The organism is Candidatus Cyanaurora vandensis (assembly GCF_013285555.1).
GTDB classification, from domain to species: Bacteria; Cyanobacteriota; Cyanobacteriia; order Gloeobacterales; family Anthocerotibacteraceae; genus Cyanaurora; species Cyanaurora vandensis.
In genome coordinates this window covers 15233-38755 of sequence record NZ_JAAXLT010000174.1, presented here as the reverse complement: position 1 = coordinate 38755, position 23523 = coordinate 15233, and the positions used below count along the sequence as shown (strand labels likewise).

Genomic DNA, 23523 nt, shown 5'->3' with positions numbered 1-23523 from the left:
ATTCCCGTCTCCGCCCAGACTGCCAGCCCCGGCGCTACGAACCTGACCCCCTTGGAGCCGACAGTACCCCCTTTACCCAACACGGCCTTTGAACTTAAGGCCCAGGTTAACCGTCCCCTCAAACTTCAGGATGCGATCGCCCTTGCCCTCGCCCGCAGCCCCCAGTTAGCCTTAGCCCAGCTTGCTATTGAGCGTGGTGAGGCTGGGGTACGGGGTGCCGAGGCGGGACTGTCGCCCACCGCTAGTTTCAGTGCGACCTCGACCTACAGTCAGTCTGCCGCTGCTCGTGCCAGTTCGTCGGGGGCGACGTTTGTCAATACCAGCGGTACCAATACCGGCGGTTTCTCCAACTCCACTGAGAGTGCGCCCCTAACGAGTCAGGTCAGTCTCAACTGGCGAGTTTATTCTGGGGGGCTGGTCTCCGGTCAGATCCGCACCGCCGCCCAGAGTCTCCAGTCCACGCGCCTCGACTATGAACGTATCCGTCAAGATTTAATTAGTAGTATCATCACCGCCTACTACGACCTCCAGACCGCCGATGGCAACTTGACGATTGGTGCGGCTTCCGTCCGGTCCGCCGAGGCGACCCTCCGCGATGCCCAAGCCCAGCTTACCGCCGGGACCGGGACGCGATTTGCGGTCCTCCAGGCTAATGTCCAACTCGCCAACGCTGTCCAACAGAATCTCCAGTTCCAAAATAACCAACGGGTCAGCCAGCAGAACTTGGCCCGTCTCCTCAATTTTGAGCGGCCCACGGAGGTCCGGGCTGAGGACCCCGTGGCACGCGGCGAAGATTGGCAGATGGGTCTCGAAGAAAGCATCCTCCAAGCCTTCCGTCAGCGCGTCGAACTCAACCAGCAACTTGCGCTCGAAGGGGTGGCCCGTGGTCAGGAAGAAGCGGCTTACGGTAATATCCATCCTCAAGTGAGTCTTTTTGTTAATGGTGAAGCCTATGACAACTTCTTAGACCGGGTTTCGGGGATTTACACGGGCTACAGCGCGGGCGTACAAGTCACCTGGAATATTTTTGATGGGGGGGCCGCCCGTGCCCTAGCCGACCAAGCCATTACCGATGCCAAATCTGCCCGTGTCCGTTATGTGGATATCCTCAACAGTGTGCGCTTTGGGGTGGAGAGTGCTTTTTCCCAGTTGCAGACTTCCAATGAGCGGATTGCGACTAATAACACCGCTGTGGTCTCCGCCGAAGAAGGTTTAGTCTTGGCCCGTCTGCGTCTGGAGGCTGGAGTAGGGACCCAGACCGATGTCTTAATTGCTGACCGGGACTTGACCCAAGCCCGCGTCAACCAACTCAACTCCATCGTTGATTACAATCGCGCCCTCGCTGCTCTCCGCCGCGCCCTAGGAATCCTGTAGTTATTGATGGAGATGAAATAACTCCAGCCGCAACTGGGTCCCCGGGATCGGCGGGGTCTGGAACCATAGCAACTTATCGGGACCCCGGAAGACTTGGGCTGTACCACTACGAACCGTCAGCCGTCCCCCATAGCGTTGACAAATCTGTTGGAGATGCCACAATCCTTGACCCCGCGTTGGGTCCGTTGCTACCCCCGAGACCCCCTGTTTTAAGGCCAGTTGCAGGGCCTGACGGTCGGTGCGGACTTCGCTGTAGGCCGGGTTTTGGCGCAACGAATGGGGAATGCCTACCCCGGCATCCACTACCGCAAGGACGAGTCGTTGATGGAGGGGGTCTTGCCGACGGAATACCTGCATGATGACTAGAGGAGCCCAGCCGCCATGTTCCAAACTATTCTGGAAAGCCTCACTCAAGGCATCAAAAACCGTATGGGCCAGCTTAGCTGTGTAGCCCAGCCGTTGTTGCAGACTGTGTAGGACCTGACGAGCAACGGTATCGCCATCTGCCCGCGAGTGAATCCGAAAAAGTTCTAGGAGAATTGGACTCTCCTCGTCTTGGGTGGGTTGGGTCGGGGTCCGATTCTCCCGGTAGGGAAAATTCATCCGGCGCAGGTAGGAGAGGACCGGGGCCTCGGGATGCAAAAGGACGATGGACCGCTCCAGACTCAGTTCTGCCATCGCCAAACCCGCGATTACATAGGGATCAATAAAATGAACGCCCGCCAAATCCATCACCAGACCGCGCTCAGGCGTAAATAAGGGCCCGAGGGTCTCATTGAAGCGCGTGAAGGACCAATCGTCCACCTAGTCTTCGTGCATCTCGTAGGGGTCTTCAAGAGCCTTGGAAGGCGGACCAAAGGCTGTGTAGACCGCAAAGCCCGTGATGGCAACCAGGGCGGCGACAATGACGTAAATGATCACTTGAGCGGGGATCATGGTGTGGAATTTTTTAAATTACTCTTCTATAATATACGCAATGTAAATTTTCCGTCCCAAAGGCAGCCCATGGCGATCCGCACTTGGTTAGGCGACCAACTCAAGCCCCTGAACTCGGAATACGGCAAAGCCTCCCCCGGCTGGGGAACGACCCCCGTGATGGGTGCTTTGATCGTCCTGTTTGGTTTGTTCTTAATCATCATCATTCAGTTGTTTAACGGGTCCCTCTCGGTTCCTGGGTTTATTACCACACCCTGGCGTTAGTCGTCCGGTCATAACCTAAGGATGGGGAGCCGCTGGGTCCCTCTTTCCGATTGGAAGTTAGTGCGTTAGGGTAGAGCGGTCAAGCTATGCCCGAACCAATCATTCAGACACGCTCCTGTTTAGCCTGCCGCCGTAAGGACGGTAGAGAATCTTTTTGGCGGGTTGTCCGAGTCTGGCCTTCTCACCAAGTACAATTAGATTGGGGCATGGGACGCTCCGCCTATCTGTGTCCGACGTTGCCCTGTCTGAAGCAGGCCCAGCGCAAAGACCGCCTCAGTAAGGTACTCAAGGCCCGGGTACCCACCGAGGTATACAACGCACTGTGGATGAGGTTAGGCGTGAGTAATACAACACCTGCGGGTGGATAGGGAGGATTGCTGATGCGAACTGTGAGAATTTACGATTTAGCCAAAGAACTTAACCGTGAAAACCGGGATATTTTGGTCATATGTGACAACTTGGGCATCACTTACAAGAGCCACAGTAGCACCATCACCGAGGAAGAGGCCCAAGCAATTCGTAAGGCTGTCCGCACAACGCGGATGAGTGCGGGGAGCATGAAACCTGGAGTCAAGCCTGCCATCGCGGCGAAGTCCCCCGAGGTGGTGGATACCCGTGGTAAGCAACAAATTCTTCAGGTGTACCGTCCGCCCGTCAATGCAGTCGTCCGTCCTGCTGCAGAATTAGTGGTGGCCCCTGCACCTGAGCCAGTGCCTGCCGTTGCTGAGGTTATCCCGGCTCCTGCCGTTCCGGTCGTAGTCCTGCCCGAACCCGTAGTAAAACCCGTCGTCGTGGAATTGCCCCCACCACCCGTGGCGGTTACGCCTCCTGCCCCTGTGGAAGTCCCCTTACCTAAGGTGGAAGCATTACCACCCAAGGTAGAAGCCACGCCTCCGGTCGTCGTTGTCGCGCCGCCTGTGGTTGAAGTCCCCGTCGCGCCCGTAGAACTCCCCTTGCCCCCTCTGCCCACACCTAAAGTCGCTACTGCTGTAGAGCCGCCCCCTGGCCTCAAGCCTAAACGGACTCGCCGTGAAGAGGAGGAGGAGGCTGAGGAAGCTAGTGCCAAGAGCAAGCGCAAGACAGCAACCCCGGCTAAAGCAGGCGAACCGGCGCGAGCCGAGACTCCGCGCCATGCCATCAGTCGTCCCACCGCCAAAACCCCCAGTGCGCCCACTCGTTCCACCCCGGCTCCGCGTAAGGGTCCGAGTCGTCCGATTCCGGCTGGGAGTAGTAGTTCTTCCGGGGGCGGTAGTGGTCCTGTGGGCCGGAGTCAACGGGGCAGTGCGGTTGAAGAATCCACCGTCCCCAAAATCGTTGTCTTAACGGGTGCGACCTCGATTCAAGACTTGGCGGCTCAGATGCGCCTACCGCCCACGGAACTGATTAAAGCCCTATTCCTCAAGCGCGTCATGGTGACGATCAACCAACTCCTTGAAATCCCCACCGCCGAGATGGTTGCTGCTGAACTCGGGTTTGAGGTCCAGCGCGGAGACCGGGTGGTGGCAGATGCCCACAAGACCGAGATGTTGGATTTAGCCGACCTCGACCACCTCCTCATTCGTCCGCCCGTTGTAACGATCATGGGTCACGTTGACCACGGCAAAACCTCCCTTCTGGATGCCATTCGGACCACCAAAGTCGCCCAAGGCGAGGCGGGCGGGATCACCCAGCACATCGGGGCCTACGTGGTGCCTGTGCCGACCGGGGATACCGTCCGGCGGGTGGTTTTTCTGGACACGCCTGGACACGCCGCTTTTACGGCGATGCGGGCGAGGGGAGCCAAGGTCACGGATATTGCCGTCCTCGTGGTGGCGGCTGATGACGGGGTAATGCCCCAGACCAAAGAAGCGATTAGCCACGCCCAGGCTGCCGGGGTGCCGATTGTAGTTGCCATCAACAAAGTAGACAAGCCCGATGCCAACCCTGACCGTGTTAAACAGGAACTAGCTGAGTACAACTTGGTGCCCGAAGAATGGGGCGGCGAGACGATCATGGTCCCGGTGAGTGCCCGTGAGCGTATCAACCTCGACTTGTTATTAGAAATGTTGCTTTTGCAGGCTGACATCCTCGACTTGCAAGCCAACCCCGACCGCAACGCCAAGGGCACAATTATTGAAGCCCACCTGGACAAGAATAAAGGCCCCGTGGCAACGGTTCTTGTCCAAAACGGGACCCTCCGTGTCGGGGACACCTTCGTGGTCGGTCCAGTCCTGGGTAAAGTACGGGCGATGTTTGATGACCAGGGCCAGCCCGTGACCCTCGCTTCTCCCTCGATCCCGGTGGAAGTGATGGGTTTCTCGCAGGTGCCCGCCGCTGGGGATGAGCTAGAGGTCTACGCCGACGAACGCGAGGCCCGCCGGATCTCCGAGGAGCGGACCGTGACCTCCCGCAACTTGCGTCTCAACAACCAGTTATCTACCCGGCGCATCAGTCTGGGGACTCTCTCGGCCCAGGCCCAAGAAGGCGAACTCAAGGAACTCAACTTGATCCTCAAGGCAGATGTCCAGGGTTCCGTCGAGGCCATCATTGCGTCACTCAATAAACTGCCCCAGACCAAAGTCCAGCTCCGGATTCTCCTGACGGCAGCGGGTGAGGTTTCAGAAGCAGATATTGACCTAGCGTTGGCCTCCCGGGCGGTAATCTTCGCCTTTAACACCACGATTGTCCCCAACGCCCGCACTCAGGCTGACAACAGTGGGGTAGACATCCGCGAATATGATGTCATCTACAAACTCCTCGAAGATGCCGAAGACGCGATGGCAGGTCTATTGGAGCCTGAACTCGTCGAGGAAAGGCTGGGGGTTGTGGAGGTCCGCAAGGTCATTCCCGTCGGTAAGTTGGGCAAGATTGCTGGTTGTTATGTCCGCGAGGGTAAGGTCATCCGTAACTGTCAGATGCGCGTCCGCCGTGCCAAGGCAGTTGTCTTTGAGGGACAAGTGGATTCGCTCAAACGCTTCAAGGATGATGCCCGTGAAGTAGCAACTGGGTTTGAGTGCGGGGTTGGCTCCGACCAGTTCAGCAACTGGGAAGAGAGCGATCTCATCGAGACCTTCCGCATGGTCACGCGCAAACGTTCCTTGGTGTAACTGATGACAACCTTACGTCAGCCTGCGGTTAGTCTACGCCGTTGGACGGTGGCAGAATACTACCGCATGGCTGAAGTCGGGATGTTAGGACCTGAGGAGCGTACGGAACTCATTGATGGACAAATCATACAGATGAGCCCCCAGGATCCCCTTCACGCTAGCGTGATTAGAAGAGCCAGTAAGATATTAAATCGTCGGCTAGGAGAAGCCGTAGATGTTTGTCTACAGTTGCCTATCAGCCTGAGCAACGATACAGAGCCAGAACCTGACATCACCGTGGTTAGACCTAATCCGGGGGAATACAGTGACCACCATCCCAGGGCCGAGGATATTTATTTACTGATTGAAGTCGCCAATTCCAGTTTACTTTTTGACGTTTAAGTGAAATCTAAGCTCTATGCCCGGTTCAGCCTTGGTGAATACTGGGTCCTAGACGTACAAGCCCGGGAACTACAGGTTTTTCGCGAGCCGGGAAGTGCGGGTTATGGGCTGTTGCGTGTCCTGACCGAGACCATGACCCTTGAACCCCTAGCGGTCCCCACGGTTAGCTTTACGGTCAGAGAATTTTTTCTCTAATGTGACTTGAGAGCGTAGCTGATAGCGCGCGACATCATGGTGAGGTTGAGAACGATCCAGATGAGGGCAATGGGCCAAGCCAGAAAGGGCAGCCCCAAACCGTTCGCCAGGATACCCGCGTCGGTAGACTGCACGGCATAGAAAAAGTCCTGGAAGTCATGGACAGAGTAAACACACAAGAAACTACCGATAAAAAGATTCAAGAACAGGGCCAACTGCGGCACCTTGAGGTTGAACCAGAGCCAACTTACCGCCAGCAACGCCCCGGCCCAGAATTCCCACTGCCAAATCTGGAGGACCGTCGCCGTCAGATAGAGCAATAGCCCACAGAGTAGAGCGACAAAGGCTTTTTGGAGGTACGGATGGCGACTCAGGGCAATCAAAATCGCGCCAATTGCTGCTGTCCCCACATAACCCCCCGAGGCCACTACTGGGAAGAAACCACCCCGGCTCAAGACCTGTCCCGACTCATTCAAGCTCACCTGCAAGGTCAGGGGCCGTCCTCCCGTCAAAATAGATGCTAGGGCATGACAGGCTTCATGGATGTAGACCGTAAACACTTTGAGGGGCAACAACAAGGGGTTATCCCATAAAAATAAACTGCACCCCAGGGCTAAGCCCAGGATGACCAAGATTGTTGTCGGGTTGAGGGCGGTGCGGAGGGTGGTCGTTGGCGCGGTAGTTTGCATCGCTTAAGCCAGAACATTTCCCCAGTCTAGCGAAGGAACCCCGTGGGCTAGGAAGGTGGCGTATTATGGGGAGGTGCGCTGACTGAGATGAGTTACTCCAGGACACAATGGCTGCTGAAATAGGCACAGAAATAGGCATCATTGCCCTTCTCGTCGTCATCAACGCTTTTTTCGCCTGCGCCGAGATTGCGATTGTCTCAGTTGACCGGACTTGGTTGCAACAGCTTTTAGACAAAGGGGACAAAGCTGCTCAGGCCGTGGAACGGCTGACTGAGGATACCACCCGGATGTTGGCAACGATTCAGGTGGGAGTCACGTTTGCGGCCTTTTTCACCTCAGCTAATGCCGCCGTGGGTTTATCCGTGCCCTTGGCCCTAGCCTTAGAGCCGTTTCTGGGTGAGGTGAGTACGAATGCCGCTTTTATCCTGGTGACCTTGGGGGTCTCGGTCCTCTCCCTAGTCCTGGGGGAGCTATTCCCCAAAAAAATTGCTCTACTCTACCCCGAGCGGATTGCGCTATTCGTTGCACCCCCCTTGGAATGGCTCTCCAAGATAGGTTCACCCTTTGTCAAACTCCTCAGCTTTTTGACTAATATTTTGCTCCGGGCCACGGGTAATCCCATCCACAATGCCGACCGAGCGGTGACCACGGACCAGATCAAGACGATGATTGAGTTTGCCCGGGACAGTGGGGAGGTCAACGAGCAGGAACGTAAAATGCTGTTCGGGGTGGTGGAGTTAGGGGATCTGAGTGTACGGACCCTGATGGTCCCTAGGGTCCAGATTGTCGCCATCGAAGCCCAGCAATCCCTCATTGCGGCGCGGGAACTGGCCGGGCAGACCGATTACACCCGTCTACCTGTCTTTGACAAAGTAATTGACAATATCATCGGGATTCTCCATACCAAGGACCTGCTACGCGAATGGCGGCCTGAGTTGGGAGATGCCCAGAAAGTCAAGGAATTGCTCCGTGCCGTGACATTTATCCCAGAATCTAAATCAGCCTCTGAACTCCTCCGTGAGATGCAACGCGACCGCCGCCACATGGCGATTGTCTGTGATGAGTACGGCGGGACCGTGGGGCTCGTCACCCTCGAAGACCTCCTCGAAGAGATTGTCGGGGAGATCCGCGATGAGTATGACGTGGAGGAAGAACAGGAATTCAAACGCCTGGGTCCCCAGAGTGGGGTCTTCAAACTCCACGCCCACCTAGCCGTCGTCAATAACGAACTTGACCTCGAACTGCCCCGTGACGACCATGTGACTGTGGGCGGTCTGCTCCATCAATACCTCCAACGTCCGCCTCTGCCTGGGGATTCCGTGACGGTCCCCGACAGTGAGGTCATAGTCACGGTCCTTGAATCTCGCCAAGTCCGCATCGAACGCTTGGTTTCTGTAGCGGATGAAACTTAAATGGGGTCCGGTCCAACTTACCCCCTCAGGAAAGAGGCTAAGTCAGCATCAGAATTTTTAGGATATACCTGAACGTTTTGTAGGCTGGCTCATGCAACGATTGACCATGGGGATGGGGTTACTTTTGACATTGAGTTTAGTTGCTTGTGGCGGGAACCGGGAACAAGCAGGTAGTGCCACGACCCGTACCGAGGCCAACGGCGAACAACGCCAAGTCGCCGCTGGTGAAGATGCCCGCGAGCTAAATGAAGCCGCTGGTCGTGCCTTGGTCCAAGGCGGGCAGACGGGCGAAAATGTCGCCACTGCGGAGAAACGGCCTGATTACCTCGCCCCGACGGAACGCACGGAGACGATGACTTCTGAACAGGACCAGACCGCTACTACCAATGACTCCGCCGCTGCCCGTGAAGATGCCACCAGCCCAGTCCGTCAGAGCCAATTACAATCTGATACCCGCGCCATCGAGCAACGAGAAGCCGCAACCCAGGGGATCAGTACGGCTGACGCTGACCTCGCCAGCAAAGTCCGTAACCAACTCGAACTCAACCTCCCCGAACGGGCACTCACCGTCCAGTCCACCGCCGGGGTTGTGACCGTCCAGGGCCGAGTCTCCAGCCAAACCGAAGCTAGCCAAGTCGTGGCCTTGGCCCGTGGGGTGAGTGGAGTCAAAGAAGTCCACTCCCGGGTCAAAGTCCAATAAATATTACTGGGCGACCCAGATCTCCAAACCCGTCGTGTGCTGCTCCGTCCCGATATCCAGGACCAGGACTAGACCGAGGGGCGTAGAACGGGCAGTCAAAATTCGTTTCTGGCGGACCCCCTCTAACTCCACTGGCGACCAGTCCTCGCCATCGGCGGAAGACCACATCTGGAAACCTTTGAACCCCTGGGTCCCCACATAGAGCCTGTCTTGGTGGGCTAGAAGGAAGGGCATCCGCGTGTTGGTCGGCTCGTTGAAGCCCGGTCCTAGGGCACTCAGGGGTATTTTCAAGCCGTAGGGACTGAAGCGTGGTGTCCCAGAAATCAGGTCCCAGCTGTTGTCGGGGTGGACGCGCAGGACCTCGGGGGCAACGAAGTTAAACTCCTTGGCCTCCATCAAGCTCAAGGGCGAGATCCCCGTCACCATGTACAAATCCGACTGAAAGGCCGCCATCCCGGTCACTAATTGGTTCAAGACAAATCGGCTTGCCCCTTTGATGAATACTTCCTGCCAGTCCCCGTCCGTCAGAGCTGACCGCCACAATTGGCAACCATCCTCACGGTTGACAGTGGCGGCGAAAATCTGGTCCTCAAACGCCCCGATCTCAGCGATGCCCTCATTGGTGGACTGCCCAAAGTTGGCGGTACTAACAGTCTGCCAATCCCCAGCCTGGAGATCGTGGGTGACATAAATACTGGGAAGTTCACTCCATTCCGTCGGCGTCTCCTCTGTCGTGCCCAACGCCAGGGCATAGAGCCGGTCCCCGACCACCAACAGTTTGCGTAAACCCAATAGACCCGGTGTACCCAGGCTATCCTCGCGCAGGATTTCAAAATTTGTCCCGTCTTCGGAGCGCAGTAACAAGGCCCCGACCACCGAGACTAGGCTCACATAGAGACAGGGTGCGGTATCCGTCGTCCCTTGAAAAACTGCCATTGTGCTGTACAAAGCCTCAGAGCTCTGGAAGAAGCCCTCTTCAGCGTCCACGAATGGGGCTTGGAAGACCGTCTCCCAGGTCTCACCCGTGTAGCAAAGGACCTTCCCCCGGTCTTGGTCGCCCTCTAGGAAAGCGTAGAGGACACTCAGGTACAGACGGCCCTGGAACTGGGCATGGGCGCAGGCAATGGTCCCCGCCAGACGTTCCTGAGTGTGATCGGCACCCATCAGCGTGCAGCGGGCCACGGCGGTGTTGAGTTGCATAACCATCAGCAGTACCCCATTTTCCGTGTGAGTGTGGAGAAGCGAGCCATGAAGTCCTCACCGAGGACCCCGCGCATATTACCGTGTTCGATCTCGCCTTTCAAAGAAGGTTCCTTGATCCGGCCTGGTCTGAGCTTGGGGTCGCGCATAAATTTACCGTCGTTCCCGGCCCAAGCTGGGAACGGACCGACCTTGGCGTAGGGGGAGGTCTCCGGGTGTTTCATCGCCTCGACCGCCTCGGGGTCACTCCTGACCCCCAGCCATTCAGCGACCTGCTTGAGGTATAGATCCGGCTCCGAGAGCAGGTCCTCGCCCTTCACCCGCATACATTGACCCAAGGCCATCGTGTCGGTGTAGTTATAGATGTTGCGGTGCATGTGGTACCACATCCGGGTATCTACAATCTCTAGGGGCAAGACTTGGGAAACGGTATCTACTTTGGATTTCTCTTCGAGCTTGCGCTTCTCCTCGTAGAACTCTTCCATGGAGCGTTTGGCGGAGATGGGATGGCGGGTCAAGTGCAAGAAATGGGCTTGGGGATAGTAGAGATGTGCCCGCTCAATGTTGGCGATTTTTGTGGCGGTACCGGGGGTTTTCTCGACGCCAATCTTGGGATGGATTAGATCGAGGAGGTAGTCGTAGAGTTTTTTGGTGGTCCAGTGGAGCCGTTTCTCTAGCCAAGTGACCGCTTTATAAATCGTCCAAGTGGTCTGCACGCCGTCGTGGAGTTGAGCCAGGGTCCGCAGGAGACCATCGGGGTAGGGGAACAGGCCCTCTTTCCGGGACTTGACGTGGAGATACATCGTCTCCTCAATCGTGTCCCTAAAGAACAAGTTCAGTTCTGGGAAGCCGTAGAGGTCCGGGTGTTGCCCAATCATGGTCGAGACCACCGATGTGAAACCCCGGGGCGGCGAAAGGATAATCAGGAGTCTTTTGTCAGCCATGGTTGGGTTTGGGGTAGATGGTTAGTAATAGCCGATGGTGCCGGACATGCGGAGGAAGCGTTTGGAAAAGTCTTCACCCCAGGTTTTGAGCAAGCCGGCTTTCTCAATCTCTTTGTGAACGGAGGCTTCTTTAATCTTGCCCACCCGCAAGTAGGGGTCCCGCATAAATTTCCCGTCGTTGCCACCGGGGGCCAGAGGTGCGGGGCCGGGACAGGCGTAGGGCGAGTTCTCGGGGTGTTTCATCTCCTCAATCGCCTCCGCGTCGGTGCGAATTCCCATCCAAGCCGCCAACTGGGTCAAATAAAATTCCGGCTCCGACAACACGTCCTCCCCGCGAATCCGCATCGTCTGGCCCACGGGTAGCTCAGCCGTGAGCTTGAGAATGTTGTCGTGCATCCGGTACCAGACCATCATCAGCACCGGGTCATGAATAAACATGGCAATCTTGTCAGCGTAGGCTTCCGCATCGGAATATTTCTCCCGTTTGCGGCGCATGGCCTCAGCGAACTCGCGGATGGATTTACGGGCGGCGACCGGGTTACGGGTCAGGTGCAGGTAGTAGGCTTTGGGGTAGTAGGCGTAAGTGCGCTGGAGGTGTTTGGGTTTGGTGCAGGTGCGCGGGCTCTTCTCGACCCCAATCTTGGGCGCGATGCAGTAGAGGATGTAGTCGTACATCTTTTTGGTAGGCCAATCCAACCGTTGTTCCAACCAAGCATAGGCATCCAGGACCGTGGCGAGCGTCTGTTCGCCAGCGTGGAGTTCGGCAATTGTTCTGAGCAAGCCCCCTGGATAGGTGCCCCGGAAGTAATTTTTGATGTCGGACATCTGGTCGCCCAGGAAGATATTGAGTTCCGGGAAGCCATAGAGTTCGGGGTGTTGTCCGATGACCGTGGAGACCACTGACGAGAAGCCCCTAGGAGGCGAGAGGATGATAAGCGGTTGCGGTACGCGCATGGTTAGCCGCCTGGGGTTTTTTGAGCTAGACGAATCTGGATCAGAGAATCGAGGCCATCAACTTCCATTTGGACCTCGGTGAGTAGGCCCTTGAGCAAGTCCCGAAACAACTTAACTTCTTGGATACGTTGTTCCAGTTCTTCAAGGGTGGTGGTCGAGGTCTCCGGGTCAAACTCCGTCCCGCCCAACCATTGGACGAGATTGCCAACAAAGCTGGAGGAGGCTAGTTTACGGGCATTGAGACGGACATTGGCCCGTTCAGGGTTGGGGGTGAGGATCGGAATAAACTGCTCGACTTCAATCAAAAAGCGGTTGAGTTCCCCCGTCTCGGGATAGCCATCGGCGTTCAGGGCTAGTTCTTCAGTGGCAGTATCTTCGGCGACCGCATCCGGGTGGAGGGCCTCGGCGTGGGCTGTCCAGCGTTGCTTCAGCCGCTCCAGCACTTCTTGCTGTTTTTGCGTATCTTGCGCCATGGGGACCTGCTCGGTTTGGTCACGGTACATCATAGCAACGTTCGTTAACTTTGCTCGTTTGCACAAACCTTAAGTTTTCAGACCCCTCAAATAGCCCCTTTCTTAGGGGCAGCGATGACGACACCATGACCGGAGGGTACAATTCCTGCAAACCCCCAGCCCACCGATGAAAACCGATACCATCCTCTACGAATTATTCCGCCTCTATCCCACCTTGCTCCTGGAGTTGCTCGGTCAACCCCCCGTCCCTTCCTACCGTTTTGAGACCCAGGAAGTTAAACAAGTCACTTTCCGCTTTGACGGTCTGCTCCTACCCGCTCACCCAGGACTACCCCTCTACTTCCTGGAGTGTCAATTCCAAAAAGATAAGCACTTCTACCTCCGTCTCTTTGGTGAGATTGCCCTTTATCTCAAGCAGAAACGCTACTACGGAGATTGGCGAGCCGTAGTGCTATTCGCCCGTCCCAGTCTGGACCCTGGGGTACCCGTTTTTTACCAGAATTTTGAAGAGAGCGGCCTACTCCATCGGTTGTACCTCAAGCCGATAGCGCAACAGCCCGGCTCCTTGCGGTTAAACATCCTACAACTGGTAGTGGTATCCAAGCCCCAGCTACAGCGGCGGGTGGCGCAGGTGGTGCAACGGGTCCAAGCGGAAGTGGAGCAAGGGTTAGCCCAGGAGAAGATTCTGGAATTATTGAGTACATTATTGGTGTACAAGTTTCCAGAGCGCGAGCGGAGGGAATTAGAGATGGCATTCGGACTCACAGAGCTTAGCAAAACGCGGGTATACCAAGAGGCCAAGGAAGAAGGCCGGGTAGAAGGGGAGCAAGCTGGGGTAGTTCGCGGCAAAAAGGAAGGCAAACTCGAAGGCAAACTCGAAGGCAAACTCGAAGCTGTTCCCGCGCTCTTGGCACGAGGCTTCTCAGTCGAGGAGACGGCGCAAATTCTGGGGCTGAGCGTGGCGCAAGTCCAGTCTGTACAGCCTTGAGGCCCCCTACCCCCAGCCCCTACCCCACCACGTGAGGTAGGGGAGCAAGAACTAAAATGCTCTCTTGTCCTTTGCCTTACCTCTTCCGCTTTGGTCCCCCACCACGCCTGTGCCTGACAGGGTATGGGGCAGAGGGGCTGTAAGCTTCCCGAAGAGTTCCGAGAGGTTATCTAGTGTTCCCGTTTTTAGGCTATGCCTCGCCAGTATTACAGGCGGTCATCAGGGTCAGGTTCGGCACGTGATATCCTGCACAAATCCTGTGATCCTCTCCCCGTGAAGATATCCAGTTCCCGTGAAGATATCCAGAAACTGTCTAATCACTGGTTAGGCGCCGCACATCCATCAGTCGCTTCGGAATCCATCAAATGCTCAAGCTGAATTCCGCGTTGGTGCTCGCGCTTGTTTCGGTTGCGGCGTCAGCAGCGCCGCTCGTTCCTAATGGTCTCTACCTAGAGCTCTACTACGGTGCCAAATCCGGCGGTCCCTCGAATCATAATTCCTTGTATCGCAAACTCTCCAAAGACCAGGAGCTTCTCGGCTTTGCACTCTTTTGCGTTAAGGGCTTTAATCGATCGGCTGACTCCGGCATTCCTGGTTATGCGGTAGACCGCGAACGCCGTCTTCCTCCTGTAGTTGCAAGGCAAGGCAAGGGGAGCGGCGCCATCCTAATGGGCCCGGTGCAAGGCGAGAACATCGAGGAGCTAGAAGACCACTTGGGCAAGACCTACTTGCACCTGTACTCCAAACTACGAAAGGTGGAATGAGAAGTGAATACTCCCGCGCATTCTCCGACGCCTAACCCCTCCATAGAGCGGACAAGCTACAGCAAGCTGCGCCCGCACCATCCTGGACCAGGCCGCCCGCGTCCAGGGGGAAGCCGAACTTCTACAACAGTTAGAAGCCCTAGAGTTACCTCTTGATGCGTAGCGGCATGGCCTCCGGCCACGGAAGCCTATCGACTCTCCTCAAGCGTTCGTGGGCCGTTGTCGGCCCACCCTTTCCCTGTGCCCCAGGGTAATCCTCCAATCAAAGCTTCAAGGAAAACCCGAACAGTATGGCAAGCTAGATGCAGCCATCCGTACGGCTCAATTTATTCGTAATAAAGCCCTGCGTTATTGGCTGGATAATCAGGGGCTAAATAAGAATGATTTGTATAAGCTCTGTCCTGATTTAGCACAAGAATATGAATGGGCAGCTAAACTTAACTCGCAGGCTAGACAGGCCAGTATTGAACGGGCGGGTTTGCTATCTCCAGGTTTTATGATAACTGCAATAAACAAACTCGCGGCAAGAAAGGCTATCCACAGTTCAAGAAAAATACTCGGTCAGTAGAATATAAAACTACCGGATGGAAGTTATCTGACGACCGTAAACGTATAACCCTCACCGATAAAAATAATGCAGGATGTTTTAGGCTAATCGGTACAAGGGATTTAAGTTTCTATGCAGTGGAGCAGATTAAAAGAGTACGGATAGTGCGTCGAACCGATGGCTACTATGTGCAATTCTGTATTGCCATAGAACGCTCAGAACCCCAGCCAGAGACCGGTACACAAGTTGGGATTGACTTGGGGTTGTTGCATTTCTATACCGATAGTGATGGGAAAATAGTAATTAAACACCATAAAAGCAAGAGTGCCAACAAGTCCGAAAGACTGTTGGCACTTTACTTTGTTGGTTGCGGGGACTGGATTTGAACCAGTGACCTTCGGGTTATGCGTACCACTACAGCTTCCGCTGCCTGCTTGCGCAGTTTGTGGTCTGGACTTTCCCTTCACCCTCAGCATTACCTGTGTGGGTGCCTGCCATCAAGTCTCTACACCTTCCTCATTACTGAGGCTTGGCTCGGGATTACCCCGTCAGAGGCTTCCCCGAATTTGGCAGGATTCATACAAGGATTTCTCCCTGCACAGCCCATGGCAGAATCAGGTTTGGTGTAGCAAGTGTTCGACGAAACCCTTGCCCCTGAATTGCGGTCTGAGCCCGACGAGCTACCAGGCTGCTCTACCCCGCGTCACTGACCCAGCATAACACAGGGATTCGGAAGCTTGTCTAACTTGGGAGAGAAGGAGAGGTATATATGAAACAGCTATTTTGAGATTGTGTCAAAAAAGGTACCACTCATGACCCAGAGCACTGACCCGGTTAAGTCCCAGCAAGAGATCTCGGCAATGGTTGAACAAGCCTATGACCGTGGCGTTGAGCATCCCCGCGATCAAGCCTATGATACCGACGCGAGTACAACCACAGCCCCAGCCACGGGTAGCGGCGTCTCCTCCCAAGAAATTTCTGACATCGTTGACCAACTGATGAACGATGTGCCGCCCGAACAGATCCGCTCTGAAGACGTGCGCTCCTCCGATAACCAATTTGATGGGTTATCCGTGGACGATAAACTAGCCGTTTTCTACTTCCTCTACCGTGAAATGGGTGAATCCGTGACTCCAGCAGCTCTCGGCGCGGCGAATACCGAGCTTGCCAGCGGTTTCTTCACCGAGTTCAATAGCTTAGCCAAGGGTGATGATCAACTCGAAGCCCAACGTGCCATCGTGCGTGGCGACGACATCCCCTTGAGCCGTGCCTACAGCAGCCAAACCGAGAACAATAAACTCGCCATTTGGTATCTCATCGCTCAGCGCATGGGCGGCGATGTAACTGGCGTACCAGAAGGCTATGAACTCACGGATGCGGGCAACAAGTCCTTTGAAGCGGTGAAGAACCTCGACTTCGAGCAACAGATCACTTTCTTCCGGGATATCGCCAACCGCATGGGCAGCAGCCCGGTTGAACCTAACGAACCCTCGGGTATTGCCCAACGTGGTTGATCCTCTCTTCTCGGACCTGCCTTTGGTCCGGGATTACTTCTTGGGGATAAATGGGGGCTGCCTGGAGCAGGTAGCCGCCCTGTTTGGTATCCAGGGTATCCTCCATGCCCCCTTGGACGGTCCGATTCAGGGTAACGGCGCGATTCATCGTTATCTTGCCACCAAAGCCCAAGGGATGACCTGCCACCCCGAGACCGTGACGGGTCCAGCCGAGGCTCCCGTCGTGCTGGGATTTGTGCAGGCTCCGGCTTTTGGGGTGCGCGTGGAATGGACTTTCCAGCTAGGAGACGGGCAGATTGATTACCTACGGGTGCGTCTCTTGGCCTCAGCCAAGGAACTCTTGAGCCTAAAACCCCTCAGTACCCATGCAGACTCAACAACCGGACCAGGGTCGCCGGGAGTTTAGCCCGCTGCACGACCATATCCACAAAGCCATGTTCCATCAGGTACTCGGCAGTCTGGAAACCCTCGGGGAGCTTTTGCTTGAGGGTCTGCTCAATGATGCGCGGTCCAGTGAAGCCAATCATCGCGCCCGGTTCTGCCAGGGTTACATCGCCGAGCATGGCGTAACTCGCGGTCACGCCCCCCGTGGTGGGATGGGTCAAGACGGCAATGTAGAGTTGACGGGCACTGCGGTGCCGCTCTAGGGCTGCTGAGGTCTTCGCCATCTGCATCAGACTCAAGACCCCCTCTTGCATCCTTGCTCCTCCTGAGGCGGTGAAAATCGCTAGGGGTAAAGAGCGTTGGGTGGCAATTTCCGTCAGTCGGGCAATCTTTTCGCCCACCACCGAACCCATACTGCCGCCCATGAAGGAGAAATCCATCACCGCCAAGGCCAAGGGTTTACCCAGGACCCGGCCTACACCCGTCAAGACGGCATCAGTAAGTCCTGTGGACTGCAAGGATTTACGAATGCGTTCGCTATAGGGGCGCAGATCCGTGAACTGGAGGGGGTCCAGCGAGCACACTAGCTCATCGAGGGGTTCCCAGGTGTCTGGGTCCATCAGTTGTTCGATGCGTTGACGGCAGCCGACCATAGCGTGGTAGCCACAGGAAGAGCAGACCTGCTGATTAATTTCCCAGTCTTTGGTGTAGTGCAAGGTACCGCAGCCACGGCATTTGGTCCACAAACCCTCGGCGATTTCCCGCTGTTGCTGGGGTTGGGGGACGGGCGACTGGACTTCTTTTTTGCGAGTTTCAAACCAATCCAGCAGGGACACGGTGTTTCCCCAAGGTTCCTAGGTATTGTAACGATTTTAGGGAGTCTGTCTACTAGAACAAGCGGTGCGGACCTGGGCCAAGGGGACATAACTGGCTTGAAAGCCGGGTAGGGGGACGGCGGGGAAAGATTTTTGGCTACATTCACCGAGCTTGAGGAATTTAAGTAGGGCCGGGTCGGGGGTGCGTCGGGCTGGCGGGGGTCCCCAGAGGTTCAGCCACACGCCCATGCGCTCTAGCTGATGACGGGCGCGGCCTTTCACTTGCGGGGTGGGGCTGGTCAAGTACACGTCAATCCAGAGCGGGATCGCCCGTTCCCAATCATCACCCGCCCGATAAAAAGCCGCTGCAAATGCTTTCAACACCAAGGGCGCACCGGGGAGACTGACCGCTTCCTCAAAGTAACGAGCCGCCGTCGTGTAATCATTCTTGTACAAAAAAGCAACTCCGGCATAGGCGCGGTAGAGGTCCCACTTGAGCGGCAGGTCCACGCCCTGGTTATAGTCAATCCCCCGCCGCATCAAGGCTAAAGCTCCATCGGGGTCCTGTTGGGATTGGGCCATGGCAAAACTCGCCGCTGTGTAGGCCGAGACGAAGCGGGGATCAAGCTGGGTAATGAGTTCTAAGTAATCGTCGCTGTAGTCATACCCGGTCAATTCACGGGCCGGGGCATCCCCGAAATACTGAGCAAATTGTAACCAGTACCAATCCGCCCACAGACTAGTCAACCCAAAGGCCAGAAAACGGGCTACCTCAGGACGCGGCAAGACGGGCGGCGCGGTCAGGACTGCGGTGGAGCGTTGGGCGGGGTCCGAGCGGGGCCACTGGTAAAGGACCACCGCCAAGGTCAAACTGACCAGCACTAGGGGGTTGAGCCAACGGGACCATGGGGCAGAAGTGGAGGTAGTAACATTCATCGCGGTCAGGTCCAAACTTGTTTTAGTGTGCCCCAACTAGCTGTACCCATGTTCCGTCAAAAAATCCAGGTCGACGTTGGCTACTTGTTGCCCCATCAACCTAGCTACATACTTCGCTAGTACATCCCCCTCTAGATTCACTGCCTCACCGGGCGCGAGGGTCTGTAGATTGGTCTGTTCCAGACTGTAGGGGATGACTGCCACGGTGAAATATTCCTCCGTACAACGGGCCACGGTGAGACTGGCCCCATTCACGCTGATACTACCCTTGGGCGCGAGGTAACGCCGACAAGCAGGCGGTGCCCAGAAAGTCATCTCCCAGAACTCCCCCTGCCGGACCCGCGCCTCAAGTCGCCCCGTGCCATCAATATGCCCGGTCACGAAATGTCCGCCCACCTTGCCACCCACCCGCAGGGACCGTTCTAAGTTGACCGGGCTCCCGTTCGTTCGTCTCCCCAGATTGGTCCGGTCCAGGGTCTCATCCGAGACTTGGGCACTGAACTGTCCCGCTTGGAACTGCACTACGGTCAGACAGACCCCATCCACACTGATACTGTCGCCTAGGGCAATGTCTTCGAGGACCTTACGGGCGCGGAGGACCAACCGTTCCCCCTGGACCGCTTCTACCCGGCCCACTTCTTCAATCAGTCCAGTGAACACGTATAATCCTAGACACCCATCCTCCCTAGCCTATGCTCACCGGGACCTTCTTAGACGAAATTAGCCATGATATCCCTGCCGCCAACTGGGGAGCGCGGGAATGGGCCAGGGATTTCCAAGCGATGCAACAGGTCGGGATTGATACCGTCATCCTCATCCGGGCGGGCTACAAGAACCAAGCTACCTTCCCTTCCCGCGTCCTCAGCCAGATTCACCCCATCCTCTTGGTCCAAGAAGACCTCATCCAATTATTTCTAGACTTAGCCCAACAGCACGGGATGGTCTTCTTTTTGGGGACCTACGATTCTGGGGTCCATTGGCATCAGGGCCAGTATCAACAGGAAGTGGACATCAATTTGGCCCTTGCTGATGAAGTATGGGGCCGCTATGGACAGCACCCCGCCTTTCAGGGTTGGTACATCAGTCACGAGATCAATACCTTCGATGAAGGGGTGATGCAGGTGTACGAACAGTTGGCCCGTCATTTGAGTGATTTCAAAAAACTCCCTATCCTTATCTCTCCCTACATCCGGGGTAACAAACAGTTCGCAGCAGCCATCACCTTGCGCCAGCACGAGCAGGAATGGGAGCAGGTCTTCAGCCGTATCCAGGGCTTAGTGGATATCGTCGCCTTCCAGGACGGACAGGTAGATTACCACGACCTCCCCGCATATCTGGCCCTCAACGGTAGACTAGCCCGCAAGTACGGCCTCACCTCCTGGTCCAATGTCGAGACCTTTGACCGGGATATGCCAATTAAATTCCCGCCCATCGCCTGGCCCAAGTTACGCTACAAACTCGAAGCCGCCCGTCAAGCTGGCGTAGATAAACTCATCACCTTTGAGTTTTCGCACTTCCTCAGCCCCAATTCGGTCTATCCTGCTGCCCATCACCTCCACGAACGTTACCGGGAATGGCTTTTGAAGAGCTAGACGATCTGAGCTTCCATGGCCCAACGCGCTAAGGCGGTGCGGTTGGTGAGGGTGGTTTTTTGGAGCATACTGTGGACGTGGCTCTCGACAGTACGGGTACTCAGACACATCTTCTTGGCAATCTCTTTATTGAGCATTCCCACAGCCAAGTGTTGTAAAACCGAATGCTCTGTGGGAGTCAAGTTTTCAGAGGAGGCAAGGGAATCACTGGGTATCGTTCGTGGTGCAACTTTAGAGAGGTTACGGGGACGCAGGAGAGCTTCGAGCAGAGCCGTCAACTCGTCAAGTTCAAAAGGCTTGACGAGATAGGCATCGGCCCCCGAATGCAGGCCACGAATCCGGTCAACGGTCTCTCCTTTCGCGGAGAGCATAATGATGGGCAACCCCTGGAAACGACTATCTGCGCGTAGGGTCTGGACCAACTCAAATCCGTTCATCTTGGGCATCATGATATCGGCAATCAGTAACTCGGGCGCGTGCTGCTTGGCTAGGGCCAGCCCCTCCACCCCGTCACCGCCCACCACCAAGCCGTAGCCCAAATCCGTCAAAAAATCTGACATCAAACTCGTGAATAAGGAGTCATCATCCACCAGCAATAACTTCCGCGCCAACCCTGCCATAACTTGTCAGCCTCCAGTACTTCTACCTATGTTTATACTCGACCTTACAACACTAAATTATGTCAAGTTATGGTGAATTAATTCTCTAGGGGCTGCCCTAGGGTGCGGTGGAGCGGTTGGTAAACCTTGAAATAAACGACTGAGGCCACCTGCCGGAATACGGCTTTAGTCGGGGTATCTGCACCCAGACAGTGTTGACAGTGGGGATGATTGACCCGTCCACGGTTAAAACCTGAGCGCAGTTCTTGGGCCACCGGACCCGTGAGGATTTGCTCTAGGGTCTTAGTGTGGAGGTCACCGAGGGGGATGGCGCACTCATAATCCTTACAACAAGGCACCACTCGTCCGTCCTGAAGGATACCCACCTGCTCTGCCGCGCCATTGCAGTAGCCCCAGTGGGCCGGGTAGACCTGTCCGCCCCAGTTGTCGAGGGGAAAGGATTCCAGAAACAGACGTTCATGGACCGGGAGGATGTTCCAACGGCCCAACTTCAAGCGACTCAAATCTGCCGTTTCGCCCAATGCCACTAACCAGCGGGTCATCTCACGGATTAAGGCAGCGCGGTCATCCAGGATATGCAAGGGCCGTTCGGGGACTAGGAAAGGATGGGGGCTGGTATCCATGAACTTGAGATGAACCTTGGTCGGGGAACTACTCACTTGGTGTTGCTGGAGGTAGGTCAGGATGCCCGCGAAGTAGCGTTCGGCACTGAGTCGGGCTGGGGCCCCCCGCAACTGAAAACTGGCTGCATCGGGGGTTTGCAGTGACAGGATGACCTTGGCGATGGGGAGATCCACCAAGCGGGGTCCATCCGTGGGACGCAAGGCCAAGGTACTGCCATTGGTCGTCAGGTGTAGCTTGAGACCCAGTTCTAGACTCAGGGCCACCGCCTCAAAAAACCGGGGATGCAACAGCGGTTCGCCTAGGACATGAAAAGTGATATACCGCGCCCGTCCACTCTGGGCCAACTCCTGCAGGATTTTGGTCAATAGGTCCCAGGACATCGCCTGTTTAGGCCGCAGCAAGTTAGCCTCGGGACAAAAGGCACAGTTGAAGTTGCATTGACTGGTCAGTTCGATATGGACGCGCACGGCTAGTCACAGTTCTGGTCCAATGGTACCCTGGGTCCAAGTGCTGGAGGCTCCTGCTATGCTGACTCGTCGCCTGTTCTACTTCATCCTGTGGACTGTCCTGCTCGTGGCTGGCTGGGTTCCCATGGCCCAGGCGGGGCAGATTCGAGTCGCAGCGGTCTCTAGCCCGACCTATTATGTCTGGGTGCCCGCGAGTCGGCGCACTACCCTCAAGCTCAAACAAGTCGTACCCCAAGTCCTCGCCCGACGCAGCAAAGGACGGCGGTATCTTCAAGCCGGAGCTTTCCGGGATGGTCTCAACGCCCAAGTCTTAACAAACCGCCTCAAACAACAGGGCCTCGCGGCCTTTATTCGGGTCCAGGCTCCCATGCTCGCTCAGGTTCCCCCCATTCGCCCTCCTCAGCGCATCGCCGCCCTCGCTACTGTCCCCACGCTGCCTCTGACCCAGACGCTCATCAACTTACCCACAATCCCGGTCGCAGAACCCAGTCCCTACGTCCCCATGACCCGGGTTTTAGTCCCGGCTCAGGACTACCAGCGTTCTGCTGAGTTGCAACAACAGGTGAATGGGGCTTTCCAAAGGCAGTGGCAGGGCCAGACCTACATCCAAGTCGGAGCCTTCAGTCGCCCCGAGAATGTTCAACAAATGGTGATTGCTCTACAACAGTTGGGTCTAAATGCGCTAGTTCAAGGTCCAGAATTCTAGGACTGCTTAACCCCCTACAGCTAAAGCCCCTCACTGTTCTCAGAGCCTACTGCCCGAGTCTCTGGGACTAGCCGACGAGTCCCAAACACTACTCATTTCACTAAAGAACCTAGCGTGGTAGTCCCTACTACCTAGCTTCGCTCAGAACTTACCGCCACAAGAAGCACTGCTTTTGCATTTAGAAAACAAGGACCTAGCAAGACTACGACAAAGGCGGGACCCTAGCTCGCTTCGGGATCAATTCTCAAGGCACATAATCGCTCTGCCAGTCGTTCCGCCCATTGCTGGATTTGGTTAGCCCGCTCGGCCCTCGTGGGAATCACCATCTCGCTACTCAGGCACGACATCACTAATCTACAGCACTTTTTCCGCTAGCTCTTACCGAAGTGAGATGCTCCCCTCATGAAGTATTCTTTAAGCGGTTAGATGCCGTTGCACTTCAACTTTGAATTGACATGTTCCGGCAATCAATTTAAACCCTGTTCTAGTTCGTAGCCCCGTGATTGGAGGCCCCAGCGGATGGATTGGGAGAGCTGTTCGTTGGTGGAGCGCAGGCGGTCAGTCAACTCATCCATCAAGACCAGCATGAAGCGGGCGGCGAGTTGGGGGTTTTGGGTAATCAGGTCTTCGAGGTCCCGGCGGCTGAAAACTAAGAGTCGAGTCTCGTGTTCCGCCTGGACTGTTGCTGAGCGCGGAGCTTGGTCAAAAAGCGCGAACTCACCGAAACACTCCCCCGGCCCAAACCGAGCCACCACCGTATCTAACTCCCCCTCGATCCGTTTACAGACGACAACCCCGCCTGCGAGAATAATGTACATCGCTTGACCCGGTGTGCCCTCTTCACAAATAACTTCGCCCGCCGCAAAGGTTTTAGAGACCAGGGTACCCCAGAGGACTTCGGGGAGTTGCTGAAAGAGAGACTTACTCACGCACCAGACTCCAGTTTTCATCATCCTAC

Annotated in this window: 25 protein-coding genes and 2 pseudogenes; 14 read left to right on the top strand and 13 right to left on the bottom strand. The window is 56.0% G+C overall.

What is annotated here, in order from left to right:
• The coding region (locus HFM78_RS12295; RefSeq protein WP_287129741.1) for a TolC family protein at positions 1 to 1374 on the top strand (1374 nt) is incomplete at its 5' end.
• On the opposite strand, the gene HFM78_RS12290 is transcribed toward HFM78_RS12295, so the two are convergent.
• Complete coding sequence (locus HFM78_RS12290) at positions 1375 to 2178, bottom strand: ATP-binding protein (RefSeq protein WP_287129740.1); 804 nt, start codon at positions 2176 to 2178, stop codon at positions 1375 to 1377.
• The gene (gene psbN / locus HFM78_RS12285) at positions 2179 to 2310 is read right to left on the bottom strand and encodes a photosystem II reaction center protein PsbN (RefSeq protein WP_287129739.1); all 132 of its coding nucleotides are present in this window, start codon (positions 2308 to 2310) and stop codon (positions 2179 to 2181) included.
• A gap of 69 nt (positions 2311 to 2379) precedes the next feature.
• Here psbN and psbH point away from each other — a divergent pair, with 69 nt between their 5' ends.
• The 4 genes and pseudogenes from psbH (at position 2380) to HFM78_RS12265 (ending at position 6236) form a co-directional block, all read left to right on the top strand.
• Positions 2380 to 2574, top strand: coding sequence for a photosystem II reaction center phosphoprotein PsbH (psbH, locus tag HFM78_RS12280; RefSeq protein ID WP_287129738.1), 195 nt, complete (start codon positions 2380 to 2382; stop codon positions 2572 to 2574).
• Between the two features lie 86 nt (positions 2575 to 2660).
• Positions 2661 to 2942 carry a YlxR family protein gene (locus HFM78_RS12275; RefSeq protein WP_287129737.1) on the top strand — a complete coding sequence of 94 codons (282 nt, stop codon included), beginning with the start codon at positions 2661 to 2663 and terminating at the stop codon, positions 2940 to 2942.
• 12 nt (positions 2943 to 2954) lie between these two features.
• Positions 2955 to 5660 carry a translation initiation factor IF-2 gene (infB, locus tag HFM78_RS12270; protein WP_287129736.1) on the top strand — a complete coding sequence of 902 codons (2706 nt, stop codon included), beginning with the start codon at positions 2955 to 2957 and terminating at the stop codon, positions 5658 to 5660.
• 3 nt (positions 5661 to 5663) lie between these two features.
• Positions 5664 to 6236: pseudogene (locus tag HFM78_RS12265) on the top strand (Uma2 family endonuclease).
• Here the strand turns inward: HFM78_RS12265 and HFM78_RS12260 are convergent.
• Positions 6233 to 6925, bottom strand: a complete 693-nt coding sequence (locus HFM78_RS12260) for a M50 family metallopeptidase (protein WP_287129735.1) — start codon at positions 6923 to 6925, stop codon at positions 6233 to 6235. The pseudogene HFM78_RS12265 and the gene HFM78_RS12260 sit on opposite strands and share 4 nt — an antisense overlap.
• A gap of 107 nt (positions 6926 to 7032) precedes the next feature.
• On the opposite strand from HFM78_RS12260, the gene HFM78_RS12255 reads away from it, so the two are divergent.
• Together HFM78_RS12255 and HFM78_RS12250 are read left to right on the top strand one after the other, a co-directional pair.
• A complete protein-coding gene (locus HFM78_RS12255) occupies positions 7033 to 8337 on the top strand; it encodes a hemolysin family protein (RefSeq protein ID WP_287129734.1) in 1305 nt (434 codons plus the stop codon).
• A 91-nt stretch (positions 8338 to 8428) separates the two neighbouring features.
• Positions 8429 to 9037, top strand: a complete 609-nt coding sequence (locus HFM78_RS12250) for a BON domain-containing protein (RefSeq protein WP_287129733.1) — start codon at positions 8429 to 8431, stop codon at positions 9035 to 9037.
• 3 nt (positions 9038 to 9040) lie between these two features.
• Here HFM78_RS12250 and HFM78_RS12245 read toward each other — a convergent pair whose 3' ends face one another.
• The 4 genes from HFM78_RS12245 to HFM78_RS12230 are packed head-to-tail and all read right to left on the bottom strand — an operon-like array spanning position 9041 to position 12608.
• Positions 9041 to 10243, bottom strand: a complete 1203-nt coding sequence (locus HFM78_RS12245) for a hypothetical protein (protein WP_287129732.1) — start codon at positions 10241 to 10243, stop codon at positions 9041 to 9043.
• The gene (locus HFM78_RS12240; protein ID WP_287129731.1) at positions 10243 to 11181 is read right to left on the bottom strand and encodes a sulfotransferase; all 939 of its coding nucleotides are present in this window, start codon (positions 11179 to 11181) and stop codon (positions 10243 to 10245) included. Before HFM78_RS12240 ends, HFM78_RS12245 begins: the two co-directional genes overlap by 1 nt.
• 21 nt (positions 11182 to 11202) lie before the next feature.
• Entirely contained in the window at positions 11203 to 12135 is a 933-nt protein-coding gene (locus tag HFM78_RS12235; RefSeq protein ID WP_287129730.1) for a sulfotransferase, read from the bottom strand.
• A 2-nt stretch (positions 12136 to 12137) separates the two neighbouring features.
• Complete coding sequence (locus HFM78_RS12230; RefSeq protein WP_287129729.1) at positions 12138 to 12608, bottom strand: hypothetical protein; 471 nt, start codon at positions 12606 to 12608, stop codon at positions 12138 to 12140.
• Positions 12609 to 12774: 166 nt separating this feature from the next.
• Here HFM78_RS12230 and HFM78_RS12225 point away from each other — a divergent pair, with 166 nt between their 5' ends.
• The 5 genes from HFM78_RS12225 (at position 12775) to HFM78_RS12205 (ending at position 16827) form a co-directional block, all read left to right on the top strand.
• Positions 12775 to 13596 carry an Rpn family recombination-promoting nuclease/putative transposase gene (locus tag HFM78_RS12225; RefSeq protein ID WP_287129728.1) on the top strand — a complete coding sequence of 274 codons (822 nt, stop codon included), beginning with the start codon at positions 12775 to 12777 and terminating at the stop codon, positions 13594 to 13596.
• Between the two features lie 365 nt (positions 13597 to 13961).
• The gene (locus tag HFM78_RS12220) at positions 13962 to 14360 is read left to right on the top strand and encodes a hypothetical protein (protein WP_287129727.1); all 399 of its coding nucleotides are present in this window, start codon (positions 13962 to 13964) and stop codon (positions 14358 to 14360) included.
• 211 nt (positions 14361 to 14571) lie between these two features.
• Complete coding sequence (locus tag HFM78_RS12215; protein ID WP_287129726.1) at positions 14572 to 14928, top strand: hypothetical protein; 357 nt, start codon at positions 14572 to 14574, stop codon at positions 14926 to 14928.
• A 791-nt stretch (positions 14929 to 15719) separates the two neighbouring features.
• Entirely contained in the window at positions 15720 to 16421 is a 702-nt protein-coding gene (locus tag HFM78_RS12210) for an orange carotenoid protein N-terminal domain-containing protein (RefSeq protein ID WP_287129725.1), read from the top strand.
• The gene (locus HFM78_RS12205; RefSeq protein ID WP_287129724.1) at positions 16414 to 16827 is read left to right on the top strand and encodes a hypothetical protein; all 414 of its coding nucleotides are present in this window, start codon (positions 16414 to 16416) and stop codon (positions 16825 to 16827) included. Before HFM78_RS12210 ends, HFM78_RS12205 begins: the two co-directional genes overlap by 8 nt.
• On the opposite strand, the pseudogene accD reads toward HFM78_RS12205, so the two are convergent.
• The 3 genes and pseudogenes from accD to HFM78_RS12190 all read right to left on the bottom strand — a co-directional run.
• A pseudogene (gene accD / locus HFM78_RS12200) lies at positions 16787 to 17641 on the bottom strand (acetyl-CoA carboxylase, carboxyltransferase subunit beta); the annotation flags it as partial. The gene HFM78_RS12205 and the pseudogene accD overlap by 41 nt on opposite strands.
• Positions 17642 to 17677: 36 nt before the next feature.
• The gene (locus HFM78_RS12195) at positions 17678 to 18556 is read right to left on the bottom strand and encodes a M48 family metallopeptidase (protein ID WP_287129722.1); all 879 of its coding nucleotides are present in this window, start codon (positions 18554 to 18556) and stop codon (positions 17678 to 17680) included.
• Between the two features lie 36 nt (positions 18557 to 18592).
• A complete protein-coding gene (locus tag HFM78_RS12190) occupies positions 18593 to 19216 on the bottom strand; it encodes a riboflavin synthase (protein ID WP_287129721.1) in 624 nt (207 codons plus the stop codon).
• A gap of 32 nt (positions 19217 to 19248) precedes the next feature.
• On the opposite strand from HFM78_RS12190, the gene HFM78_RS12185 reads away from it, so the two are divergent.
• Positions 19249 to 20148 carry a DUF4434 domain-containing protein gene (locus HFM78_RS12185; RefSeq protein WP_287129720.1) on the top strand — a complete coding sequence of 300 codons (900 nt, stop codon included), beginning with the start codon at positions 19249 to 19251 and terminating at the stop codon, positions 20146 to 20148.
• Here HFM78_RS12185 and HFM78_RS12180 read toward each other — a convergent pair.
• Complete coding sequence (locus HFM78_RS12180) at positions 20145 to 20768, bottom strand: response regulator transcription factor (protein ID WP_287129719.1); 624 nt, start codon at positions 20766 to 20768, stop codon at positions 20145 to 20147. The two genes, HFM78_RS12185 and HFM78_RS12180, sit on opposite strands and share 4 nt — an antisense overlap.
• A 77-nt stretch (positions 20769 to 20845) precedes the next feature.
• Complete coding sequence (locus tag HFM78_RS12175; protein ID WP_287129718.1) at positions 20846 to 21859, bottom strand: radical SAM/SPASM domain-containing protein; 1014 nt, start codon at positions 21857 to 21859, stop codon at positions 20846 to 20848.
• A 58-nt stretch (positions 21860 to 21917) separates the two neighbouring features.
• On the opposite strand from HFM78_RS12175, the gene HFM78_RS12170 reads away from it, so the two are divergent.
• The gene (locus tag HFM78_RS12170; RefSeq protein WP_287129717.1) at positions 21918 to 22565 is read left to right on the top strand and encodes a hypothetical protein; all 648 of its coding nucleotides are present in this window, start codon (positions 21918 to 21920) and stop codon (positions 22563 to 22565) included.
• Between the two features lie 467 nt (positions 22566 to 23032).
• Here the strand turns inward: HFM78_RS12170 and HFM78_RS12165 are convergent, their stop codons facing one another.
• Positions 23033 to 23494 (bottom strand): cyclic nucleotide-binding domain-containing protein, encoded by a 462-nt coding sequence (locus HFM78_RS12165; protein WP_287129716.1) that lies wholly within the window; start codon positions 23492 to 23494, stop codon positions 23033 to 23035.
• Positions 23495 to 23523: the final 29 nt, after the last annotated feature.